At 74.1% G+C, this 19144-nt stretch carries 16 protein-coding genes; 4 read left to right on the top strand and 12 right to left on the bottom strand.

All coding sequences use genetic code 11. From position 1 onward, the window contains the following. Positions 1–45 precede the first annotated feature (45 nt). Together AC5R91_RS04580 and AC5R91_RS04575 are read right to left on the bottom strand one after the other, a co-directional pair. Positions 46–729 (bottom strand): NADPH-dependent FMN reductase, encoded by a 684-nt coding sequence (locus tag AC5R91_RS04580; protein WP_495395856.1) that lies wholly within the window; start codon positions 727–729, stop codon positions 46–48. Positions 730–854: 125 nt separating this feature from the next. Next, complete coding sequence (locus tag AC5R91_RS04575) at positions 855–1118, bottom strand: TauD/TfdA family dioxygenase (protein WP_495395855.1); 264 nt, start codon at positions 1116–1118, stop codon at positions 855–857. A 301-nt stretch (positions 1119–1419) separates the two neighbouring features. Between AC5R91_RS04575 and AC5R91_RS04570 the strand changes: the two genes are divergently transcribed. Next, a complete protein-coding gene (locus tag AC5R91_RS04570; RefSeq protein WP_495395854.1) occupies positions 1420–2334 on the top strand; it encodes an SGNH/GDSL hydrolase family protein in 915 nt (304 codons plus the stop codon). 167 nt (positions 2335–2501) lie between these two features. Here the strand turns inward: AC5R91_RS04570 and AC5R91_RS04565 are convergent, their stop codons facing one another. The 6 genes from AC5R91_RS04565 to AC5R91_RS04540 all read right to left on the bottom strand — a co-directional run bounded on the left by AC5R91_RS04565 (position 2502) and on the right by AC5R91_RS04540 (position 8930). Next, complete coding sequence (locus AC5R91_RS04565; RefSeq protein WP_495395853.1) at positions 2502–3533, bottom strand: alpha/beta hydrolase; 1032 nt, start codon at positions 3531–3533, stop codon at positions 2502–2504. Positions 3534–3620: 87 nt separating this feature from the next. Beyond that, positions 3621–4415, bottom strand: a complete 795-nt coding sequence (locus AC5R91_RS04560; RefSeq protein ID WP_495395852.1) for a class I SAM-dependent DNA methyltransferase — start codon at positions 4413–4415, stop codon at positions 3621–3623. A gap of 173 nt (positions 4416–4588) precedes the next feature. Next, entirely contained in the window at positions 4589–5209 is a 621-nt protein-coding gene (locus AC5R91_RS04555) for a class F sortase (RefSeq protein ID WP_495395851.1), read from the bottom strand. Positions 5210–5436: 227 nt separating this feature from the next. Beyond that, on the bottom strand, positions 5437–6828 hold the full coding sequence (locus tag AC5R91_RS04550; RefSeq protein WP_495395850.1) for a DUF4397 domain-containing protein: 1392 nt from the start codon (positions 6826–6828) through the stop codon (positions 5437–5439). A 1122-nt stretch (positions 6829–7950) separates the two neighbouring features. After that, the gene (locus tag AC5R91_RS04545; RefSeq protein WP_495395849.1) at positions 7951–8124 is read right to left on the bottom strand and encodes a hypothetical protein; all 174 of its coding nucleotides are present in this window, start codon (positions 8122–8124) and stop codon (positions 7951–7953) included. Then, positions 8121–8930 carry a flavin reductase family protein gene (locus AC5R91_RS04540; RefSeq protein WP_495395848.1) on the bottom strand — a complete coding sequence of 270 codons (810 nt, stop codon included), beginning with the start codon at positions 8928–8930 and terminating at the stop codon, positions 8121–8123. Before AC5R91_RS04540 ends, AC5R91_RS04545 begins: the two co-directional genes overlap by 4 nt. 152 nt (positions 8931–9082) lie before the next feature. Between AC5R91_RS04540 and AC5R91_RS04535 the strand changes: the two genes are divergently transcribed. Next, a complete protein-coding gene (locus AC5R91_RS04535; RefSeq protein ID WP_495395847.1) occupies positions 9083–10486 on the top strand; it encodes a Rieske 2Fe-2S domain-containing protein in 1404 nt (467 codons plus the stop codon). 463 nt (positions 10487–10949) lie between these two features. Next, a complete protein-coding gene (locus AC5R91_RS04530) occupies positions 10950–13103 on the top strand; it encodes a protein kinase domain-containing protein (protein ID WP_495395846.1) in 2154 nt (717 codons plus the stop codon). A 69-nt stretch (positions 13104–13172) separates the two neighbouring features. Here AC5R91_RS04530 and AC5R91_RS04525 read toward each other — a convergent pair whose 3' ends face one another. From AC5R91_RS04525 to AC5R91_RS04515, 3 genes are all read right to left on the bottom strand, one after another. Next, a complete protein-coding gene (locus AC5R91_RS04525) occupies positions 13173–14300 on the bottom strand; it encodes a carboxylate-amine ligase (RefSeq protein WP_495395845.1) in 1128 nt (375 codons plus the stop codon). Positions 14301–14396: 96 nt separating this feature from the next. Then, complete coding sequence (locus AC5R91_RS04520; protein WP_495395844.1) at positions 14397–14663, bottom strand: hypothetical protein; 267 nt, start codon at positions 14661–14663, stop codon at positions 14397–14399. Between the two features lie 3 nt (positions 14664–14666). After that, positions 14667–15185 carry a DUF6328 family protein gene (locus AC5R91_RS04515; RefSeq protein WP_495395843.1) on the bottom strand — a complete coding sequence of 173 codons (519 nt, stop codon included), beginning with the start codon at positions 15183–15185 and terminating at the stop codon, positions 14667–14669. 509 nt (positions 15186–15694) lie between these two features. On the opposite strand from AC5R91_RS04515, the gene AC5R91_RS04510 reads away from it, so the two are divergent. Further along, a complete protein-coding gene (locus AC5R91_RS04510) occupies positions 15695–17914 on the top strand; it encodes an NADP-dependent isocitrate dehydrogenase (protein ID WP_495395842.1) in 2220 nt (739 codons plus the stop codon). A gap of 280 nt (positions 17915–18194) precedes the next feature. Here AC5R91_RS04510 and AC5R91_RS04505 read toward each other — a convergent pair whose 3' ends face one another. After that, entirely contained in the window at positions 18195–19088 is an 894-nt protein-coding gene (locus AC5R91_RS04505) for an LLM class F420-dependent oxidoreductase (RefSeq protein ID WP_495395841.1), read from the bottom strand. Between the last annotated feature and the right edge of the window lie 56 nt (positions 19089–19144).

Below are 19144 nucleotides of genomic sequence, written 5' to 3'. Positions count from 1 at the left end.
ACGTCACCCGCGCGCGGTCTGGTCGTCACCGGTGGCCCGGGTGCCTCAGCCGGCGTAGGGCTCGGCGGCGCGGGCGTGGCGCAGGGCCCGGCCCCACCAGCCCAGCCTGTCGAGCAGCCGGTTCGCCGCGGCCGACGCCGGCGAGCCCGCGCTCGCCGGTCCGTCCGCCGCGAAGTCGTCGGCGCTCGGGCCGTGGAAGCTGACGCCGTCGCGGACGGTGACGGCATGCTGCTCGGCGAAGACGGCCCGCAGGTGCTCGACGGCCCGCAGGCCCCCGCTCACCCCGCCGTAGGAGACGAACCCGACGGGCTTGGCGAACCATTCCTGGCGGTAGGTGTCGATGACGTTCTTCAGGGCCGCGGGGTAGCTGTGGTTGTACTCCGGGGTGACGACGACGAACCCGTCCGCGGCGGCGAGGCGCTCCCCGAGCGCGCGGACGAGCCGCTCGGGCGGCGTACCGGGGGCGGCGGCCATGTCGGCGGGCAGCGGGAAGGCGGCCAGGTCGAGGACGTCGAGGTGGACGTCGTCACGGTCGCGGGCGTGGCCGGCGAACCAGCCCGCGACCGCCGGCCCCAGCCGTCCCGCCCGCACGCTGCCGACGACCAGGGCGAGCGCGAGCGGGCGGGAGGCCTCGTCAGTGGCTGTCGGGGTGACGGTGGTTGTCGGGGTGACGGTTGAGGCCGGGGTGGCGGTCGATGTCGGGGCGATCGGTGGCGTCGAGGGTGGCATGGGGCGGGTCTCCTCCAGGCGTCGCGTCGGGTGCCGCGGTGGTCATCCGATCACGTGCACCCAGCCTGAAAGCTGAACCCGACTTCATGTCAAGGGCATCGATCCCCGCGGTCGGCCGGGGGTTGTCACGGGTGCAGCGCGGCGAGGCAGATGCGCACGAGGTGGCGGGTGTCGGGATCGTGGTCACCGGTGCCGCTGTGCAGGACGGCCCGGTTCTCCCACATCACGATCGTCCCCGACGTCCAATCTGTCCGGAGCCCGGGGATCGATCCTCCGTTACGGCTTGGTAAGCACCGTCGGTGGAGTCGGGTATTCGGCGGGCACGTCTGGTGACGGTCGTCGCCCCGGCGTGCGGCGGCCGGCGTGCGGCGGCCGGCGTGCGGTGGCATCGGGCCGGACAACGGCGTTCGTCCGCTCGGGAGTCCCTCCCGGCGCCGCGCGCGCTACCCGACGGTGCCGGCGGATCGGCTGGCGGCGACGACTCCCGTGGGTAAAATCTGGGCCTGCCCGCGGCACGCTGCCCGCCGCCCGCGTCGCGTTCACCCAGCACCGCCCGCGGGACGTCGTCGGCCTCCCGTCGCGGAGCCGTTCGACCCGCCGGTGACGAGCGACGCCGGCCGGGCACGGGCGCCGCGGGCGGGGATCGATCGCCGGGGACGCGCCACCCGTCGGTGGCCGGAGGGGGGAGCGATGATCGGGCGAGGCCGGTTGCTGCTGTCGGCGGGGGCCGCGGGCAGCGGCGCGTTCGTGGGGGCGGGCGTCGGGGTGTGGCGCCTGGCGCTGTACCAGGGCGGCGCGGCCGACGGCCGGGTGCGGCCGCTGACCACCCCCGCGCCGCCGGTGCGCGAGTTCTACGGCAACCCGACGCATCCGCCGTTCACCCTCGGAATCCTCGGCGACTCCAGCGCCCAGGGCACCGGCGTGCACGACTACGACGACACCCTCGGCGGCTGGCTGGCCCGCGCCCTCGCCGCCGACCGCGGTTCCGACCGCGGTGACGGTGGCGGTGCCGGCGGTGACGGTGAGGGTGACGGCGGTGGCGGTGGCGGTGTCCGGGGCGGGCACGACGGTGATGGTGACGGGCACGGCGTCGGCGGCGATCACGGCGGCGGCCGGCACGTGCGCGTCATCAGCGCCGCCCGCGACGGCGCCCGTGCCGAGCACCTCGCCGCCCAGGTCGCCCGGGTCGCCCCCGCGGCACCCGACCTGGCCGTCATCTCCATCGGCGTCAACGACATCCGTAATCGCACCTCCCCGGCGGCCGCCGCTCGCCACCTCGCCGGCGCCGTCACCGACCTGCGCCGCGGCGGCGCCCAGGTGATCGTCGGCACCACGCCCGACCTGAGCGTCATCTCCGCCGTCCGCTCGCCGCTGCGCGAGGTCCTCTGGCTGCTCGGCCTGCTGCTCGAACGGGCGCAGACGCCGGCGGTCGCCGCGGCCGGTGGAACGCCGGTGACCCTGCGGACCGCCGTGTCACGGCGCTTCGGCGCCGACCCGACCCTGTTCGCCCCCGACGGCCTGCACGCCTCCGCGCGGGGAAACGCCCTCATCGGCTCCCACCTGCTCGCCGCCTACCGGCCCGCCGCGCCGTCGACCCAGGATTGACGGGGGAGAGCGCCTCCGTGGTTGTTCTGTAGGGTTCTGCGTCCGACTTGTCCCTACAGAACGACCACGTGGCTCCGCTCCGCTGTCAGGCCACACTCACCGTCAAGATCATCGGTAGTCGTGAGTCGTGACATCCGCGAACATGACCGGACGCCCCTGGAACCCGCTCAGGCGTCGATCGCGGTGAGCAGTGTGGGCAGGGAGGCGTCGAACTCCCGGGACCAGTAGGGCCAGGTGTGCACGCCGGGGCTGTAGAAGTGGGTGGTGAGCAGCGGATCGCCGGTCGCGCCGGGGTGCGCGGCGACGTAGGCGTCGGCGAGGTGCTGGGCGACCGCCTGGCTCTGGGTGTTCGTGGTCGTCTCCAGGTTGACCAGGCCGGGGTCGTCGTCGTTCGGGCCCGTGGTGCCGTCCCCGGAGGAGATGTAGACCGGGATGGACGTCAGGTTGTCGACCAGGTAGTACGGGTCGTGCTGCTGCCAGGTCGCCGCCCCGGACGTGGTCGTCGGGTCACCCCACAGGGCGTTGATGTCCTTCCCGGATCCCGCCAGGAGCATCTGGAAGCCCTGCGGGTCGCCGAAGGGGTGGGCGACGCCGCTGTAGGCGGCCACGGCCTTGAAGTCGCCGGGGTGGCGGCCCGCGTAGGACAGCGCGCCGAATCCGCCCATCGACAGGCCGGCGATCGCCCGGTCGGAGCCGGCCCGGTAGTTGCGTTCGAGGAGCTGGCGCAGCTCGACGGTGTGGAAGGTCTCCCAGCGGGCCGGGTCGTTGGCCCAGTCGCTGTACCACCCGGCGCTGCCGCCATCGGGCATGGCGACGATCACGTTGTGGCCGGCGGTCTGGCTCTCGACGTCGGTGTTCTCCGACCAGTCGGTGTGGTCGGACGCCATGTCGCTGCTGCTCGCCCCGCCGTGCAGCAGGTACAGCACCGGCCAGGTCCGGTCGGGTTGGGCGTCGTAGGAGGTCGGCAGCAGCAGGCGCACGGACTCGTCGGCGTTCATGGCCGTCGAGTGGATCGTGATGTCGACCAGGCGCGCGTCGCCGGCCACGGGGGAGGTGACACAGGTGATCGACGATCCGTCGTCGCTGCTGGTCCCCGTCGCCGGGCACGTCGCCGCCTGCGCCGGGGCGCCCCCGACGGTCAGGCCGACCAGCGTGCTCACCGCGATCACCGAGGGCAGCAGGATCCGTCGTTTCCACATCCGCGTTCTCATGGGCGAGACGTTAGGCGAATCATCCGTTTACGCACAATTTATACATAAACGCGGCGAGTAACGCCTGGTCACGGCCTATGCGCGGTGGACGCTCACGGCGTAGCCGGGGACAGTGCCCGGCCCGTCGCCGCGGTGGCGAGGGCCGTCGCTGGACTCGCCGATCTCGCCGATCTCGCCGATCTCCGGGATCTCGGGGGTCTCGAAGGGGGTGCCCTGCCAGGTGGCGAACCGGCGGTCGAGGGTGAGGCCGGCGGCGGCGCACCAGCCGTCGTAGTCCGCCAGCCCGAAGGGCGCGGCCGGCAGAGGGAGATGCGCGGCGTCGAGCCCGAACCCGGCCACGAGCCGGCCGCCGGGGGCGAGGCGGCGGGCGAGCCCGTGCAGGACGGCGGCCTCCGTGCCCGGGGCGAGCAGCGCCATGACGTTACCGGCGGCGACGATGAGGTCGAACGGCCCGTCGGTGGCGGGCGGCGCGCCGGTCCCCTCGGGCGGCCCGAACGCGACGGGCGTGTCCAGGGCGGCAAGATCGGCGAGGACCCAGCGAACGGCGGTGGAACGGTCGCGGGCCATGCCGAGCATCGACGGGTCGACGTCGACCCCGACGCACCGGTGGCCCAGCTCGGCCAGCCGGATGGCCACCCGGCCGGTTCCGCAGCCCGCGTCCAGGATGCGCGAGCCGCCGGCCACCAGCGCGTGGCAGAGCGTCGCCTCGCCGTGCACGTCGACCCCGGCGGCGGCGAGCCGCGCGAACCGGTCGGCGTAGCGGCGGCCCGCCCCGCCCGCCGTGAGTGTTTCCCAGCGGGTCGTCGCACTGAGTTCGGTCCGGTCCGGGGTATCCACGTCCCAGCTATACCGCATCCCCACGAGCGCCATCTGCGCGGAACACCCACATCAGAGGGGCACCATCGAGGCTGCGGGCGCCCCCGGCGGGGGTACGCGGCGCTGCCGACGGGTGCGGGTCCGGCGTACGGGTCGGGCCTGTGCGGGTCCGGATGGGTCCGGGCGGGCCTGTGCGGGCCTGTGCGGGCCTGTGCGGGTCAGGCGGGTCAGGCGGGAAGTGCCAGGACGATCAGGTTGTCATGGTAGCTGTGCGTGGCGGTGTTGAACGCCCCGCCGCAGGTGATGAGGGCCAGACGGGGCGGGCCGTCCGTCCGGAAGACACCCGTGTCCGCCAGCCTGGTCTTCACCACGTGCCGGCGGGTCACCACCCGGTAGTCGTGCTTCGTGCCGTCGGCACTTGTGACGACGACCAAGGCCCCTATCTCGACCCGGCTGAGCGGGTAGAGGGCGCCGGGGCGGCCGTTGTAGTCGACGTGCCCGGCGATCACGACCGTCCCCGCTGAGGCACCCGGGGCCCCGCCCCCCGCCCACCAGCCCAGCGTCGCCGGGTCGACCGGCACGTTGAGCGCATGCGTGGTCGCGTTGACGGAGGCCACCGTCACCGGTGCCGAGATGCCCAGGCTCGCCGCGGCGACGGCCGTCGGCCGGCGTCGTTGGATCGACTCGGCATCAGTGGACGGCGCCGGCGACGCGGTGCCCGCCGCGTCGCCCGTCCGGGTGGAACTCGCGAACGCCGCCGGCCCCTGCGACGCCGCCGCTCCCTGGGAGGCGGCCGGCGTCGCGCCCGCGGCGAGCGAACCGACGTCGCCGGGCGGTCTCGACGCCACCCATCCGGCCATGCCACTGCCGCCGACGACGCCCGCGACCGTCGCCGTGACCACCAGTAGGCGGCGGCCACGGCGACGTCGACGGGTCCGTGCCAGCCGGGTGCCCGGCGGCCTGGGCCGATCCGGCCCGCCCGTGATCGGCTCCTGGCTCGCGGCCGGCGCGGCCGATCCGTCCGACCCGTCCTCGGGCGGCGGACCGGCCGGCACCGTTCGTCGGCGAGACTCGATCATCCCTGTCGGTGAGCCAGCCACGCTCGGCGGCGCTGCCACCCGAACAGGACCCCGGCCGATCCGACCGCGAGGCCGAGCGCCCCGATGGCCAGCACGGGCGGATGATCGTCATCCGCGGCCAGCCCGCTGTTGCCGGCGTTGACCGAGGTGGGCGAGTTCGCGGCCTGGTGGGACAGCCAACTGTAGGAGCCGGGGCCACCGACGATGTAAAGGTTGGTCGTCGACCCGGGCTTGGTCGGCACCGTCTGGGCCGGCACCAGCGGCTTGCCCGCGGTGTCGGTCACTGTGACCGTATGCGGCGTTCCGCCACCCGGGGTGCCGCCGCCGGGCGTGCCACCGCCGGGAACGCCGCCACCTGGGGTTCCGCCGCCTGGGGTGCCGCCACCGGGGACGCCGCCACCTGGGGTGCCGCCACCGGGGACGCCGCCACCGGGAACGCCGCCACCCGGGGTGCCGCCACCGGGGACGCCGCCACCGGGAACGCCGCCACCGGGAACGCCGCCGCCGGGGACGCCGCCACCTGGGGTGCCCCCGCCGGGGACGCCGCCGCCGGGGACGCCGCCACCGGGGACGCCGCCACCGGGAACGCCGCCACCCGGGGTGCCGCCACCGGGGACGCCGCCACCGGGGACGCCGCCACCTGGGGTGCCGCCGCCGACACCCGGTACACCACCGACACCGGGCACGCAGGAGACGCTGTCCTTGGGCTTGTCGGTGACGCAGGGCACGCTGCCGACTCCGGGTACGCCCCCTGCTCCGGGTACGCCGCCGGCTCCGGGTACGCCCCCGACCCCGGGCACTCCGCCGACGCAGGGGACGTCGTCCTTGGTCTTGTCGGTGGTGACGCAGGGCACGTCCACGCCGCCGACACCAGGCGCGCCGACGACGGGCGGACCGACGTAGACGCAGGGGAGGCCGTCCTTGGTCTTGCCGGTGATGAGGCAGGGGAGGGCGTTGACGGCGACCTCGGGCGAGACAGGGGGGAAGGTCTGGACGACCTGGCCGCTCTTCGGGACGTCGCCGACGTACTTGCCGTCGATCTTGATCTGGCCGGCCGCCAGCGCCGCGACGTCGCGGACGACGATCGCCGAGGTGTTGGCTGGCCAGGTCGTGCTGGTGGCGTCGTCGTAGACCCGCGCGAGAGGCTTGCCCGCGCCGTCGAGACCCACTGCGACCGAGAGCCGGGTGCCCGGGTGGATGGCGACGTCGGCGGCTGCCGACGGCGGCGCGCTCTCCGGCTGGCCGACAGGCCGGATCTCGACGCGGTGGGCCCCGGCCACCAGCGGTCTCGGGTCCGCGACCTGTTTAGCCACCAGGTCCTTGATGAGGGTCTGCCCGTCCATGGTGACGTCCGCCTTCATATCCGGCAGCCCCTGAACCAGCGTCACCAGTCCGGCGTCCTTGTTCGGCATTGGGGTCGCTGACGCCACGCCGGGCAGACCCAACGTCAGACATCCCGTCGCCGCCACGGCGCCGATCGTTCGAGCGCCCGCTCTCAGATGAGAGCGTGTGATCCATTGCATTCCTTTGAGCTCCCGGCAACGTCATCCAGAAATCTGGGCATTTGCACCTTACCGCGACCGGCTCGGGGTGAAGATTGGGCTCCCCACTGCTCCGACTCGAGAAGATTCACACGCGTGCGTACGTCCTTGCGCGGAGTGTTGGGTGAGGTCGACCGCGCGGACTTCGCCCGCCGTTCGGGGGTGAAGTGCCAGTTCAGGGCAGTCGAACTGGCATCGTCGACGAACGGGGTACCCCGCGGTGGGGGGCGATACGAAGGATCTCCGGGGCGACCCTCGGTCAAAACTGCGATCGAAGTCGCGCCCTTGGTGGCGCAACCTTCTTCTGCTTGAAGGCGTGTCAAGTGCCGTCCGCACGGGTCGAACGGAGCCCTTTCGCGCTGTAATCAACGAGATTCCTGGATTTCGGCCCGTCGGGGTGCGCCGTGCGCCGGTTGTTGGTCCGCCATGGACCGAGGGGTGAAGGTTGAAAGTGGCTACCGGAAAGAGCTCACGGAAAGGGAGTAGCCCGTTTGCGCCGGCCGCCGGCTGCCACGGGGAAGGGGACGGCAGGTGAGGACGGCTGCTGGCGTTTGCGACGATGGCGCCCGGCCGGGCCTGCCGAGGGCCCCCGAATGGGCGGTCGCCCTCCACGGGGCAGAAGGACCCGCCGGCCGGTCAACCTCCGTGCCAGCACGGTGACCGGGGCAGCACGGCGCCGTCGCGGACGAGTTCGCCGTGGTGGGTCGGTTCGACCGGGCCCGGTGGCAGGGGGAGTGGCGTTCGACCGCGTCCTGTTGGGTCGGCCTGGCGGATCCGGACCGGCGCGGCCGGAAGGATCGGACCTCGGGAACCACAAGATAATCAACGCTGTTGACGAATCGTCGACGGCGCGCCCTCAAAATGATCATGAAGGCGGGCTGACGACCACCGGAGACACGAAGAGCGCGGGGTGGGACGGGCGATGCCCTCCCACCCCGCGCCCGGGGCCGTGCTGGTGGTGCCGCGCGATCAGTACCGCGGATTGCGGTTGGGATGCGCGGCCCGCTCCCGGCGCCGCAGCCGGAACCGTCGCACGTCGCCCCTGATGCGTTCCAGGACCTTCATCGGGAATCCCTCCTCGTCGGCGTCCGGTGCCTCGTGCGTGCCGGCTGTGTGCCCGCCGACGGGGAGACAAATCGTCATCGCCCGTCTTTTGTCGGCGTAGCCCGACCCGGCCGGACCGGGCGGGTCGCCTGGCGGGCGCGGATACCCAGATCGCCCTCGTCCGGTGCGGGCGGGCCGCCGACGCTCCTGCCGCCGTTCCCACGGCCGCCGTTCCCATGGCCGTCGTTCCCTCGGCCGTCGCTCCCTCGGTCATCCGGGCTTCTGCCCTCACCGTTGCCGCCGCCGTTCCCCGGCGCAGGGGAAGGGGCGGCCTCGACGGCTGGGACGCCGGTGGCGGGACCGACGAACGTGCCGTAGCCGCCGTCGTGGTAGACCAGCGGCGCGACGGACCGCTCCGCCCGGCTCTCGACCACCTCGGCCACCACCAGCCAGTGGTCGCCCGCGGGGATGCGGTCACGGATCCGGCAGCGCAGCCAGACCGCGGCGTCGATCAGCAGCGGTTCCCCGGTGCCCAACTGGCGCCATCGCGTCGGCGCGGCGAACCGGTCGGCGCCCGGCGCCGCGAAACGGACGGCCAGGTCGTGCTGGTCATGGGAGAGCAGGTGGACGACCAGGCTGTCCGCCGCGTGCAGGGTCGGGACGATCGACGAGCCCGCCGACAGCGACAGCGACACCAACGGCGGGCTCTGCGACAGCGACGCCACCGACGTCGCCGTGAACCCCACCGGGCCCTGCGTGCCGTTCATCGTCACGATCGTCACTCCGGCGGCGTGCCGCCGGAAGGCGCGGCGCAGCGCGGCCGCCGCGGTGCGATCCGCCGAGACGGGGACTGGCAGCGGCGCGGGGCGTGGCGGCGCGGGCCGCGGCGGCACGTGCTTCGGCATGGTCTCCACCCTGCTGCACGAGCGCGCCGCTGTACAACGCCCGACCGTCGAGGCGGCCCGGTGCGGCCACGCGACCAGGTCGTTACCCAGCCGTCATCACCGCCGCCGACCGGGCAATCCAGGCGCAACGGGCCGGTCCTAGCGTCCGGGTCATGCCGTCCGCCGCCCCCGTCCCCTCCCGCGGGACCACGGCCACCGTCCACGTCCTGCCCGCTGCGGTGCCGCCCGCCTTGGTCCCGCAGCCCGCGGCTGCCTCGCCACTCGCCGCTACCTCGCCACTCGCCGCTACCTCGCCGCTCGTCTCCGTCCCGCCGCTCGCCGCTGCCTCGCCGCTCGTCTCCGTGCCGCCGTCCTTCGGCGTCTCGCCGTCCGCCGACCCGTCCGCGACGGCCCGGCCCGAACCCGCGCCGGTGGCGCCCGCACCGATCCGGTTGCTGACCGCCATTCCCGCGCCGCGGGTGCCGGTGTCGACCGACGTGATGGCCGACGCCGCGCTCGACGCCGCGTTCACCTCGGCCGCAGCCCACTACTGGCATCCGGTCGCGCGCTCCGGCGACGTCGGCACGGGGCCGGTGCGCGCGATGCTGCTTGACGTCCCGCTGGTGCTCTGGCGTCCGACGCGCGATGCCGATGCCGCGGGGAACGTGGCGGGCACGGGGGGTACGGGAGACGTGGCGGGCACGGGGGACGTGGCGGCGTTGGTGGACCGGTGCCCGCATCGCGGGGTGCCGCTCTCGGACGGCGTCGTCGACGGCGCGGGGCGGCTGCGCTGCGCCTACCATGCCTGGGCGTTCGCGGGCGACGGGCGGTGCGTCGAGGTTCCGCAGCAGCCGGGGCGGCGGGTCCCCGACATCATCGCGGCCCGGTCCGCGCGGGTGGCCGAAGGCGCGGGCCTGGTCTGGGCGTGCCTCGTCGACGCCGTGGACGAGGCCGGCCCGCGGCCCCGCTTCCCCGAGGTCGAGGACCGCGGCTGGCCGCATCACGTCGGCGCCGTGCAGGACTGGCAGGCGCAGGCCGCCCGCCAGGTCGAGAACTTCTGCGACATCGGGCACTTCTCCGTGCTGCACACCGACACCTTCGGCAACGCCGACGTCCTCGCCGTCGAGCCGTACCCGGTGCACCGCGACGGCGCCACCGTGCGCGCCGAGTACCGGTACCCGTCGGTGGACCCGGTCGCCGCGCCCGGCCCGGACGGGCGGCGACCCGTCGGCGAGACGCACTTCCGTTACCGCATCGAGCTGCCGTTCGCCGTATGGCTGGCCGGCGCGCACGGCCCCGGATCGGTGATGTTCGCGGTGAGCGCGCCGACGTCCGCGACGACGCTGCGGCTGTACTGGACCTCGGCGTTCGACCCGGCGGTGCACGGCGACGGACCCGTCGACGGCGCCGCGTTGCAGGCCGTCGAGGACCGGATCTGGGCGCCGGACCGCCGCATCGTCGAATCGCAGCGCCCCGTGCGGGTGTTCGCCGCCGACGAGGCGCACCGGGCCTTCGACGCCCTCGGCGTCGCCTACCGCCGCGCCCTGCGCGACCTCGGCTTCGCCCCGTCCCTCTGACCCGGGCGGTCCCTCTGACCCGGGCGGTCCCTCTGACCCGGGCGTCGGCCTCGGCCTCGTCTGCTCCGGTGACCGGGGCGTCTACACTCCCCTTCGGCCTGCTCGGCGGGACCGGGGCGCGGACCGCGGTGCGAACCGTCGGGCAGAACCGAGGCGTCCGAATACGGGCCGCCGCCCCGGCCCCGAAGACCGGTCCGCCCGACCGGGGAGCGCTCAACACCGATGGGCACCCGGTGCGGTGTCCCGCCCGGCCGGTCGGGACAGGTTCCGCGCCGTCGGTCGCATCCCGTGCGGGCCGAAGCCGGTGGCCGCCGGGCTGGACGGTGCCGGCCCGGAGCCCGACACGATCGGGCTGTGGGATTGTGGGCGAACTCTGCGCGCCGTTTCGCCCATCTTCCCGGTTTCGACGTCAGAGGATGGGTAGAGCCGGGAAATCCTCACGATCAGGGGGGCTGTGCGAGCGATGGCGACCGACCGCGCCGCGGGCCAGGAACGTCGGCTCGCCGGTCGCTACCGGCTCGGGCGGGTGCTCGGCAGCGGTGGCGGTGGCGTCGTCCGCGAGGGCGAGGACACCTTGCTGCGCCGCCGGGTGGCCATCAAGGAGGTCCGGCGACCGCCGGTCGCCTCCCCGGCCGAACGGGCGGTACTCAGCGAGCGGGTGCTGCGCGAGGCCCGCGCCGCCGCCCGGCTGCGTCACCCCGGCCTGGTGACGGTCTACGACGTCCTCGACGCCGAGGACCACACGTGGATCGTCATGGAGTACGTCGACGGCACCTCGCTGGCCGATCTCATCCGCGCTGCCGGCCGGCTGCCTCCGCTGGAGGTGGCCCGCATCGGCGTCAGCCTCGCCTACGCCCTGGAGGCCGCCCACCGCGGCGGCGTCGTGCACCGCGACGTCAAGCCCGGCAACGTCCTCGTCACCGTCGACGGGCAGGCGCGGCTCACCGACTTCGGTATCGCCGTCACCGAGGGGGACGCGACCCTGACCGAGGCGGGGACGCTCGTCGGCTCGCCCGCCTACATCGCCCCCGAGCGGGCCCGTGGCGCCCGCGTCGGCGCCGCCGGGGACGTGTGGGGGCTCGGCGCGACCCTGTTCACGGCGGTCGAGGGGGTGCCGCCGTTCGAGGGCGAGGGGCCGCTGGCCATCCTCGCGGCCGTGGTGGAGGACCGGCGCCGGCCGTTCCAGCACAGCGGCCCCCTGCGCGGGGTCCTCACCGAGCTGCTCGACGCCGACCCGGCGCGGCGCCCGTCGCTCGCCGAGGCCCGTGGCCGGCTGCGCGAGATCGCCGACCGGCTGGAGGAGACCGACCACACCCTCGACGGCACGCTGGTGGAGATCCCGCAGCTTGACCTGGACGGCCTGGATGGCCTGGACGGCGCGGCCCCGCCGCCGGCGGCGACCTCGGATCCGGCCGCGCTGCCCGCCGCGGCCGGCGCACCCGGCCCCGCCGCGGGCGCCCCCGCCGCCGGGTCGCTACCCGAGCCGCCAGGCCGGCCTGCCCCGAGCGGCCGATCCACCCCCGTCGGCCAGCCTGCCCCCGCCGACCTGGCCGCCTCCGCCGACCGGCCCGGCCGCGCCGACCAGCCGGGCGGCGTTGGTCGACCTGCCGGCACCGGCCAGCCTGGCCTCGCGGGTCGGCCTGGTAACGCCGACCAGCCCGGCCCGGCCGGGTCGGCCGGCCTCGATGGCGGAGCGAGCCGGGATGGCCGGCCCGGTTCCGCCGGGCGGCCCGGCTCCGCCGGTGAAGCCGGCCAGGCCGCTCCGGCGGGTCTGGCCGCTGCGTCCGGCGCCGCCGGCGGGGTCGATCCGGCCGCGCCGCGCCGCGATCCGGACAGGCCGGCACGTCGGCGGCGCATCGCTGTGCTCGCCGGGGTCGCTGCCGTGGTGATCGCTGCCGCGGCGATCGTTCTCGGCCTGGTCCTCGCGGGCGGCGGCTCGCCGGCGTCCCCGCCGGCCGCCGCCGCGACGTCGCCGGCCACCGACACCACGTCGCCGGCACCGCGGGCCTCGGCGACGGCCACGGCAGGCTCGACGCCGGGCACGGCCACGTCGGCACCCGCGACCGGCCCGACGCCGACGGGCACGCCATCCGCGTCGTCCACCGCGCCGCCCGCCGCGTCGCAGGTCGGCGACAACCTCGGCGCACTCACTCCGGACATGACCGACCCCGCCGACGCCCCTGACGGCTACACCAGCCACCGGGACGGTAGCGGCTGGTCGGCGGCACTGCCCGCCGGCTGGCGGATCTCCGAGCGGGGCAACGGGCGGGTGATCACCACCGCGCCGTCCGGCCACCCGGATCTGCTCATCGAGGTGCAGCCGAAGGCGGGTCCCTCCGCCATCGGCGCCTGGCACGACCAGGAGCCCGCGGTCCGAGAGAGCTCCGCCGGCTACCGCCGCCTGTCCATCCGCCCCGCGGACGGCGGCGCCGGGACCAGCGCGGCGATCTGGGAGTTCACCTTCACCTCCGGCGGGCAGACCATCCACGTCCTCGACTTCGGGGTCGTCCGCAACGGGCACGGCTACGGGTTGCGCTGGCGCGTCCCCGAGCAGGGTTGGGACGCCGCCCTCGGCCAGATGCGCACGATCTTCGCCTCGTTCCGCCCCGGCCCCTGAGCTCCGGCCCCTGAACCCCGGTCGCTGAACCCCGGTCGCTGAACCCCGGTCGCTGAACCGTCGCGCGGGTCAGGGGGATGCCACGGCGGTGGTCTCGCGGATCACGAGGTCGACGACGTCGTCGATGCGGCCGCGGCGGGCGTAGGCGGCGCGCTGGCGATCCGCACCCGTGCCGCGGGCGAACAGGTCGTCGACGAGGGCGGCGACCGCGTCGCCGTCGCCGGTCGTCGACAGCTCCGGGCCGACACACTCGACGAGCCGATCGACCAGCGCCCGGGCGGGGACGAGCTCGCCGCGTTCGAGGTCGACGAGCTTGCCGGACACCCCGTGGCGCGACGCCCGCCAGCCGGCGGCGCGCAGCAGCTCCGGGCGCACCGGCGGGGCCGGCTCGCCCGCCGCCCACTGGCGCGCCGCCGTCGACACCAACGCCCGCGCCAGCGCGGCGAGCAGGACGCTGTCGTCGACGGACAGGCACACGTCGGCGACCCGCAGCTCCAGGGTCGGGTAGTGGTGCGACAGCCGGACGTCGAAGTAGATCATGCCGGCGTCCAGGGCGGCGCCGGTGCGGATCAGCAGGTCGACGACCCGGTCGTACTCGGCGGGCGAACCGAACGCGCCGGTGGCGCCGGCGGTGGGCCAGCGCTGCCAGACCTGGGTGCGGTAGCTGGCGTAGCCGCTGTCCGCCCCCTGCCAGAACGGTGAGTTCGCGGTCATCGCGACCAGCACGGACAGCCACGGTCGGAGTCGGTCGAGCGCGCCGACGGCCTCCTCGCGCGAGTGCACCGCGACGTGCACGTGGCAGCCGCAGGTGAGCTGCTCGCGGACGGTGAGCCCGAACTCCTGACACATCCGCTGGTAGCGCGGCTTCGGGGTGATGGTCGGCCGGGTCGGCGTGGGGCAGGTCGCGGTGGCGGCGAGCGCCACGCCCTCCGCCTCGGCGGCCCGCGCGGCGGCGCGGCGCAGCCCCACCAGCGACCCGCGCAGCCCGGCGAGGCTGGTGTGCGGCGCAGAGCCGCTCTCGACCTGCTCGCGGGTCAGCTCGACGTGGAGATCCCCGTCGCCCGGCGGCGCCCCGGCGCCATCGCGGTCCCCCCGGGCCAGCACCCGCAACGCGGCGGCGCGCACCGCATGCCGGTCGGGGTCGAGGAGGACGAACTCCTCCTCGACGCCCACGGTCCGGACACCCTCGATCGTCATTACTGTCTGGTTTCCCCGGCCATACCTGGGAAAACGCCGGCAGCGGGCGGTCAGCCGCCGGCCATCACCCTCGCCGTCGACGCCGGTCGGCCCCGCTCAGTCGTCGCACTCGTCGTGGCCGCCGCCGCCGAACCCGTGCGGCGCGGACCGCTCCCCGCCGCCACCCCCGTGCCCACCGCCGCCTCCGTGCCCACCGCCGCTACCGTGCCCGCCGCCTCCTCCGTGCCCACCGCCGCCTCCTCCGTGCCCGCCGCGCGCGAGCACCACCGCGGGCGCGGCCGCGCAGGCGGAGTCCTGGCAGGCCACCACGCCTCCGGTGAGGAGCGCGACGGTGAGGGCGAGGGTCAACAGTCCCTTACGCATGCGTCAGTCCTCCGTGCCCGCCCGGGTGATCAGCGCCGGGATCGCCGCCCACAGCACCGCCAGGACGACCAGGGTGGCGCTCGCGGCGACCGCGGCCGTGGTCCGGCCCTTGGTGACGTCGAAGATCAGCAGGACCACCCCGGAGATCGCCAGGGCCAGCACGGCGAGCCCGACCTGGGCGAGCCGGTTGGCGATCTGGACCAGCGTCTCCTTCTCCCGCCTGCGGAACAGGGCGCGGTGCAGGCTCACCGGCATGATCAGCAGCCCCGTGGCCGTGATCGACAGCAGCACGATCGAGAGGTAGAGCCACTCCTGACCGTCGGTGAGGTCGGCGAAGCGGTTCTGAAACGGCAGCGCCAGCAGGAAGGCGGTCAGCAACTGCACGCCCGTCTGGGCCACCCGCAGCTCCTGCAGGATGTCGGCCCAGTTGCGGTTGCGCCGCTCCTGCGCGGACTCCGCGTCCTCCCGGTCGACGCGCCGGCCGGGGCCGGGCAAGTCGGATGTGTCGATGCTGGCGGTCATGGCGGACGATCTACCCCGCTGGTCTCCGCCCCACACGAACCGGCCGATCGGGCGCGTGATCCACCTGGCGGCGGCCGTCCACAGATCCGCGCGGTGAACTATCTCACACGGGGTGGTGGGCCGGAAATCGGCAGCCCGCGTGCCCACCTCGTTGCCCGTGACAGGCACCCACAGGTGGCGTCAGCCCGGTCGGACCGCCACGAAGGCAGCCAACGCAGGCCAGGATGCCGCAGGTCGGCCGTCCGGGACGACACCCGAGCGAACCGGGTGCCGTAGAATCCCGGCGGCGACTCGCCGACCCTCTCGGTGTCGATTCCGCGTTCGAATTCGATCGACGCGCTCCACCTGCGCGCCGGCCATGGCGTGCCCGGCCACGGCCCTGATCGTGACCACCGCGGCGCCGGCTCGTCGACGAGCACCCGCCCACACCCATCGCTGTGATCACGGTGGCGGGTCCCGGCGCGGCATATCTTGATACCCAGACGGAGTAGACGTGAAGCGGAGTCTCGGTGACTGATTCGACGATCATCTATACCCACACGGACGAGGCCCCGGCCCTGGCCACGTACTCGTTCCTGCCGGTGGTGCAGGCGTACGCGGCGGCGGCCGGCGTCCCGGTGGAGAGCCGCGACATCTCCCTCGCGGGGCGGATCATCGCCAGCTTCCCCGAGCATCTCGAACCCGGGCAGCGCATCGACGACGCGCTCGCCGAGCTCGGCGAGCTGGCGAAGACCCCCGGGGCGAACATCATCAAGCTGCCGAACATCTCGGCGTCGATCCCGCAGCTCAAGGCGGCGGTCGCCGAGCTGCAGCAGCAGGGCTACGCGCTGCCGGACTACCCCGACGACCCGCGTACCGACGCCGAGCGTGACATTCGCGCCCGCTATGACAAGATCAAGGGCAGCGCCGTCAACCCGGTGCTGCGCGAGGGCAACTCCGACCGCCGCGCCCCCGCCTCGGTGAAGGCCTACGCCCGGGCGCACCCGCACCGGATGGGCGCGTGGAGCTCGGAGTCGAAGACGAACGTCGCCACCATGGGCGCCGACGACTTCCGCTCCACGGAGAAGGCGGTGATCCTCCCCGCGGACGACACCCTGCGCATCGAGCTGGCCGGCGACGACGGCAGCACCACCGTCCTGCTGCCCGCCCTGCCGGTGCTCGCCGGCGAGGTGGTCGACGCCGCCGTCCTGCGGGTGGCCGCGCTGCGCGAGTTCCTCACCGCGCAGATCGCCCGGGCCAAGGCCGAGGGCGTGCTGTTCTCCGTGCACCTGAAGGCCACGATGATGAAGGTCTCCGACCCGATCATCTTCGGCCACGTGGTCCGCGCGTTCTTCCCGAAGACGTTCGCCGCGCACGGCGAGGCGCTCGCCGCCGCCGGGCTGACTCCGAACGACGGTCTCGGCGGCATCCTCAAGGGCCTGGCGTCCCTGCCCGACGGCGCGGCGATCAAGGCGTCGTTCGAGGCCGAGATCGCCGAGGGCCCGGCCCTGGCGATGGTCGACTCCGACCGCGGGATCACCAACCTGCACGTGCCCAGCGACATCATCGTCGACGCCTCCATGCCCGCGATGATCCGCACCTCCGGCCACATGTGGGGCCCGGACGGCGCGGAGGCCGACACCCTCGCGGTGCTGCCGGACTCCAGCTACGCCGGCATCTACCAGGTCGTGCTCGACGACTGCCGCGCCCATGGCGCCTACGACCCGGCGACGATGGGCTCGGTGCCCAACGTCGGCCTCATGGCACAGAAGGCCGAGGAGTACGGCAGCCACGACAAGACCTTCGAGATCCCGACCACCGGCACCGTCCGCGTGGTCAACGCCGCCGGCGAGGCCGTGCTGGAGCAGGCCGTCGGCGCCGGCGACATCTTCCGCGCCTGCCAGACCAAGGACGCCCCGGTCCGGGACTGGGTGAAGCTCGCCGTCACCCGCGCCCGCGCCAGCGGCGACCCCGCGGTGTTCTGGCTGGACGCCGCCCGCGCCCACGACGCCCGGCTGATCGAGAAGGTCCAGGCCTACCTGCCCGAGTACGACACGGCCGGCCTCACGATCGAGATCAAGGCGCCGGTCGACGCGATCGCGTTCTCGCTGGAGCGGATCCGCCGCGGCGAGAACACCATCTCCGTCACCGGCAACGTGCTGCGCGACTACCTGACCGACCTGTTCCCCATCCTGGAGCTCGGCACGAGCGCCAAGATGCTCTCGGTGGTCCCGCTGATGAACGGTGGCGGCCTGTTCGAGACCGGCGCGGGCGGCTCCGCGCCCAAGCACGTCCAGCAGCTCGTCAAGGAGAACTACCTGCGCTGGGACAGTCTCGGCGAGTTCCTCGCGCTCGCGGTGAGCTTCGAGCAGTTCGCCCTGTCTACCGGCAACACGCGGGCGAAGGTCCTCGCTGACACCCTCGACCGGGCGACCGCGACGTTCCTCAACGAGGACAAGTCCCCGGCGCGGCGCGTCGGTGGCATCGACAACCGCGGCAGCCACTTCTACCTGTCCCTGTACTGGGCCCAGGAGCTGGCCGCCCAGACCGACGACGCCGCCCTCGCCGAGGTCTTCGCCACCCTGGCGAAGACCCTCACCGACCAGGAGCAGACCATCGCCGAGGAGCTGCTCGCCGTGCAGGGCACCCCCGCCGACATCGGCGGCTACTACCAGCCCGACCCGGTCAAGGCCACCGAGATCATGCGCCCCTCGAAGAGCTTCAACGAGGCCCTCGCACTCCTCAGCTAGCCGACCGGGCCCGGACCTCCGGGCACACGGACATGCCCGAGCTCGTCGCCCGCCCGCACGAGGGCGGGCGATGAGCTCGTCCGGATCACCGGTCCGCCACCTCCGCGGACATACGGCGAGGACCTTCTCACGCAGCACAATTCGGTAGATCAAGGACCCTCTGCCGGCCTCCAGCGCCCCTGCGGCACGCAGACGGCGGCGAGAAGAGCGGCGAAGCGACGCGGCAGGGCCGGTGTGCTGCTCGTTCCGCCCGCCGGGCCGGACGGAACGAGGGCACGCCTCAGAGGTAGGTGGCGCCGAAGGCCTCGATGAACTCGAGCGACTCCTTCGGTGACCCGCCCGGCGCCGAGATGATCAGGTTGGTGACGCCGGCGTCCGCGAGGGTCTGGAACGCCTCGCGGTGACGGTCGGCCTCGTGGTCGGGGCGGTTGATGGTGGCGTCGAGGTAGGCCGGGGCGATGTCGAGCTGCGAGGCACGCTCGCCGGCCAGGTCACGCAGCTCCCGGATCTTCGCGGCCATGGCCTCGGTGGTCGCGAGCTGGGCGGTTCTGGTGGTGGTGAACAGCTCCGCCGGCCCTCCCAGCGGCATCCAGCCCTGCGTCTTCTGCGCGACGCGGCGCAGGGTCAGCTTCGAGTTGCCACCGATCCAGATCGGGATCGGGTCCTGCACCGGCCGGGGCCGGGCGATCACGTCACGCGCCGTGAAGTGCTTGCCCTGGTAGCTGAACGGCTCGCCCTTCCAGTGCAGCGGCAGCACCTCGAGGGCCTCGTCGAACAGCTCGTTGCGCTCGTCGAAGTCGACGCCGAGGGCGAAGAACTCGGCCTTCAGGTAGCCGGTACCGACGCCGAGCGTGAGGCGGCCGTGGGAGATCTTGTCCAGGGTCGCGGCGGACTTCGCCAGCAGGAACGGGTTGCGGTAGGGCACCACGGCCAGATAGGTCAGCAACCGCAGCCGGGTGGTGACGGCGGCCGCGGCGCTGAGCGCGACGAACGGGTCGAGCGACTGGTGGCCACCCGAGGCCAGCCAGCGGGCGCCGGGGATCGGATGCTCGGTGAAGGCGAACCCGTGGAAGCCGGCGGCCTCGGCGGCGGCGGCGAGCTCGCCCACGTCACCGCTGTCCAGCAGGTCGGCCTCGGTGCCGTTGGTCTCGGGATACTGGTACACGAACCGCAACGTGTGCTCCTCGTTCCATCGACTCGTCCACTCGACGTGTCCCGCACCACAGCCTG

It is taken from the genome of Frankia sp. BMG5.60, from assembly GCF_059428125.1.
Note: the sequence above shows the minus strand (reverse complement) of the source record. Positions and strands in the feature narration are given on the sequence as shown.

Excerpts from the sequence above, each read along its gene's own strand:
- AC5R91_RS04565 (WP_495395853.1), bottom strand. The coding sequence starts at position 3,533 with ATGTGGAAACGACGGATCCTGCTGCCCTCGGTGATCGCGGTGAGCACG.
- AC5R91_RS04545 (WP_495395849.1), bottom strand. The coding sequence starts at position 8,124 with ATGACGATTTGTCTCCCCGTCGGCGGGCACACAGCCGGCACGCACGAG.
- AC5R91_RS04540 (WP_495395848.1), bottom strand. The coding sequence starts at position 8,930 with ATGCCGAAGCACGTGCCGCCGCGGCCCGCGCCGCCACGCCCCGCGCCG.
- AC5R91_RS04570 (WP_495395854.1), top strand. The coding sequence starts at position 1,420 with ATGATCGGGCGAGGCCGGTTGCTGCTGTCGGCGGGGGCCGCGGGCAGC.
- AC5R91_RS04530 (WP_495395846.1), top strand. The coding sequence starts at position 10,950 with ATGGCGACCGACCGCGCCGCGGGCCAGGAACGTCGGCTCGCCGGTCGC.
- AC5R91_RS04515 (WP_495395843.1), bottom strand. The coding sequence starts at position 15,185 with ATGACCGCCAGCATCGACACATCCGACTTGCCCGGCCCCGGCCGGCGC.
- AC5R91_RS04525 (WP_495395845.1), bottom strand. The coding sequence starts at position 14,300 with ATGACGATCGAGGGTGTCCGGACCGTGGGCGTCGAGGAGGAGTTCGTC.
- AC5R91_RS04580 (WP_495395856.1), bottom strand. The coding sequence starts at position 729 with ATGCCACCCTCGACGCCACCGATCGCCCCGACATCGACCGCCACCCCG.
- AC5R91_RS04560 (WP_495395852.1), bottom strand. The coding sequence starts at position 4,415 with ATGGCGCTCGTGGGGATGCGGTATAGCTGGGACGTGGATACCCCGGAC.
- AC5R91_RS04575 (WP_495395855.1), bottom strand. The coding sequence starts at position 1,118 with ATGCCACCGCACGCCGGCCGCCGCACGCCGGCCGCCGCACGCCGGGGC.
- AC5R91_RS04535 (WP_495395847.1), top strand. The coding sequence starts at position 9,083 with ATGCCGTCCGCCGCCCCCGTCCCCTCCCGCGGGACCACGGCCACCGTC.
- AC5R91_RS04520 (WP_495395844.1), bottom strand. The coding sequence starts at position 14,663 with ATGCGTAAGGGACTGTTGACCCTCGCCCTCACCGTCGCGCTCCTCACC.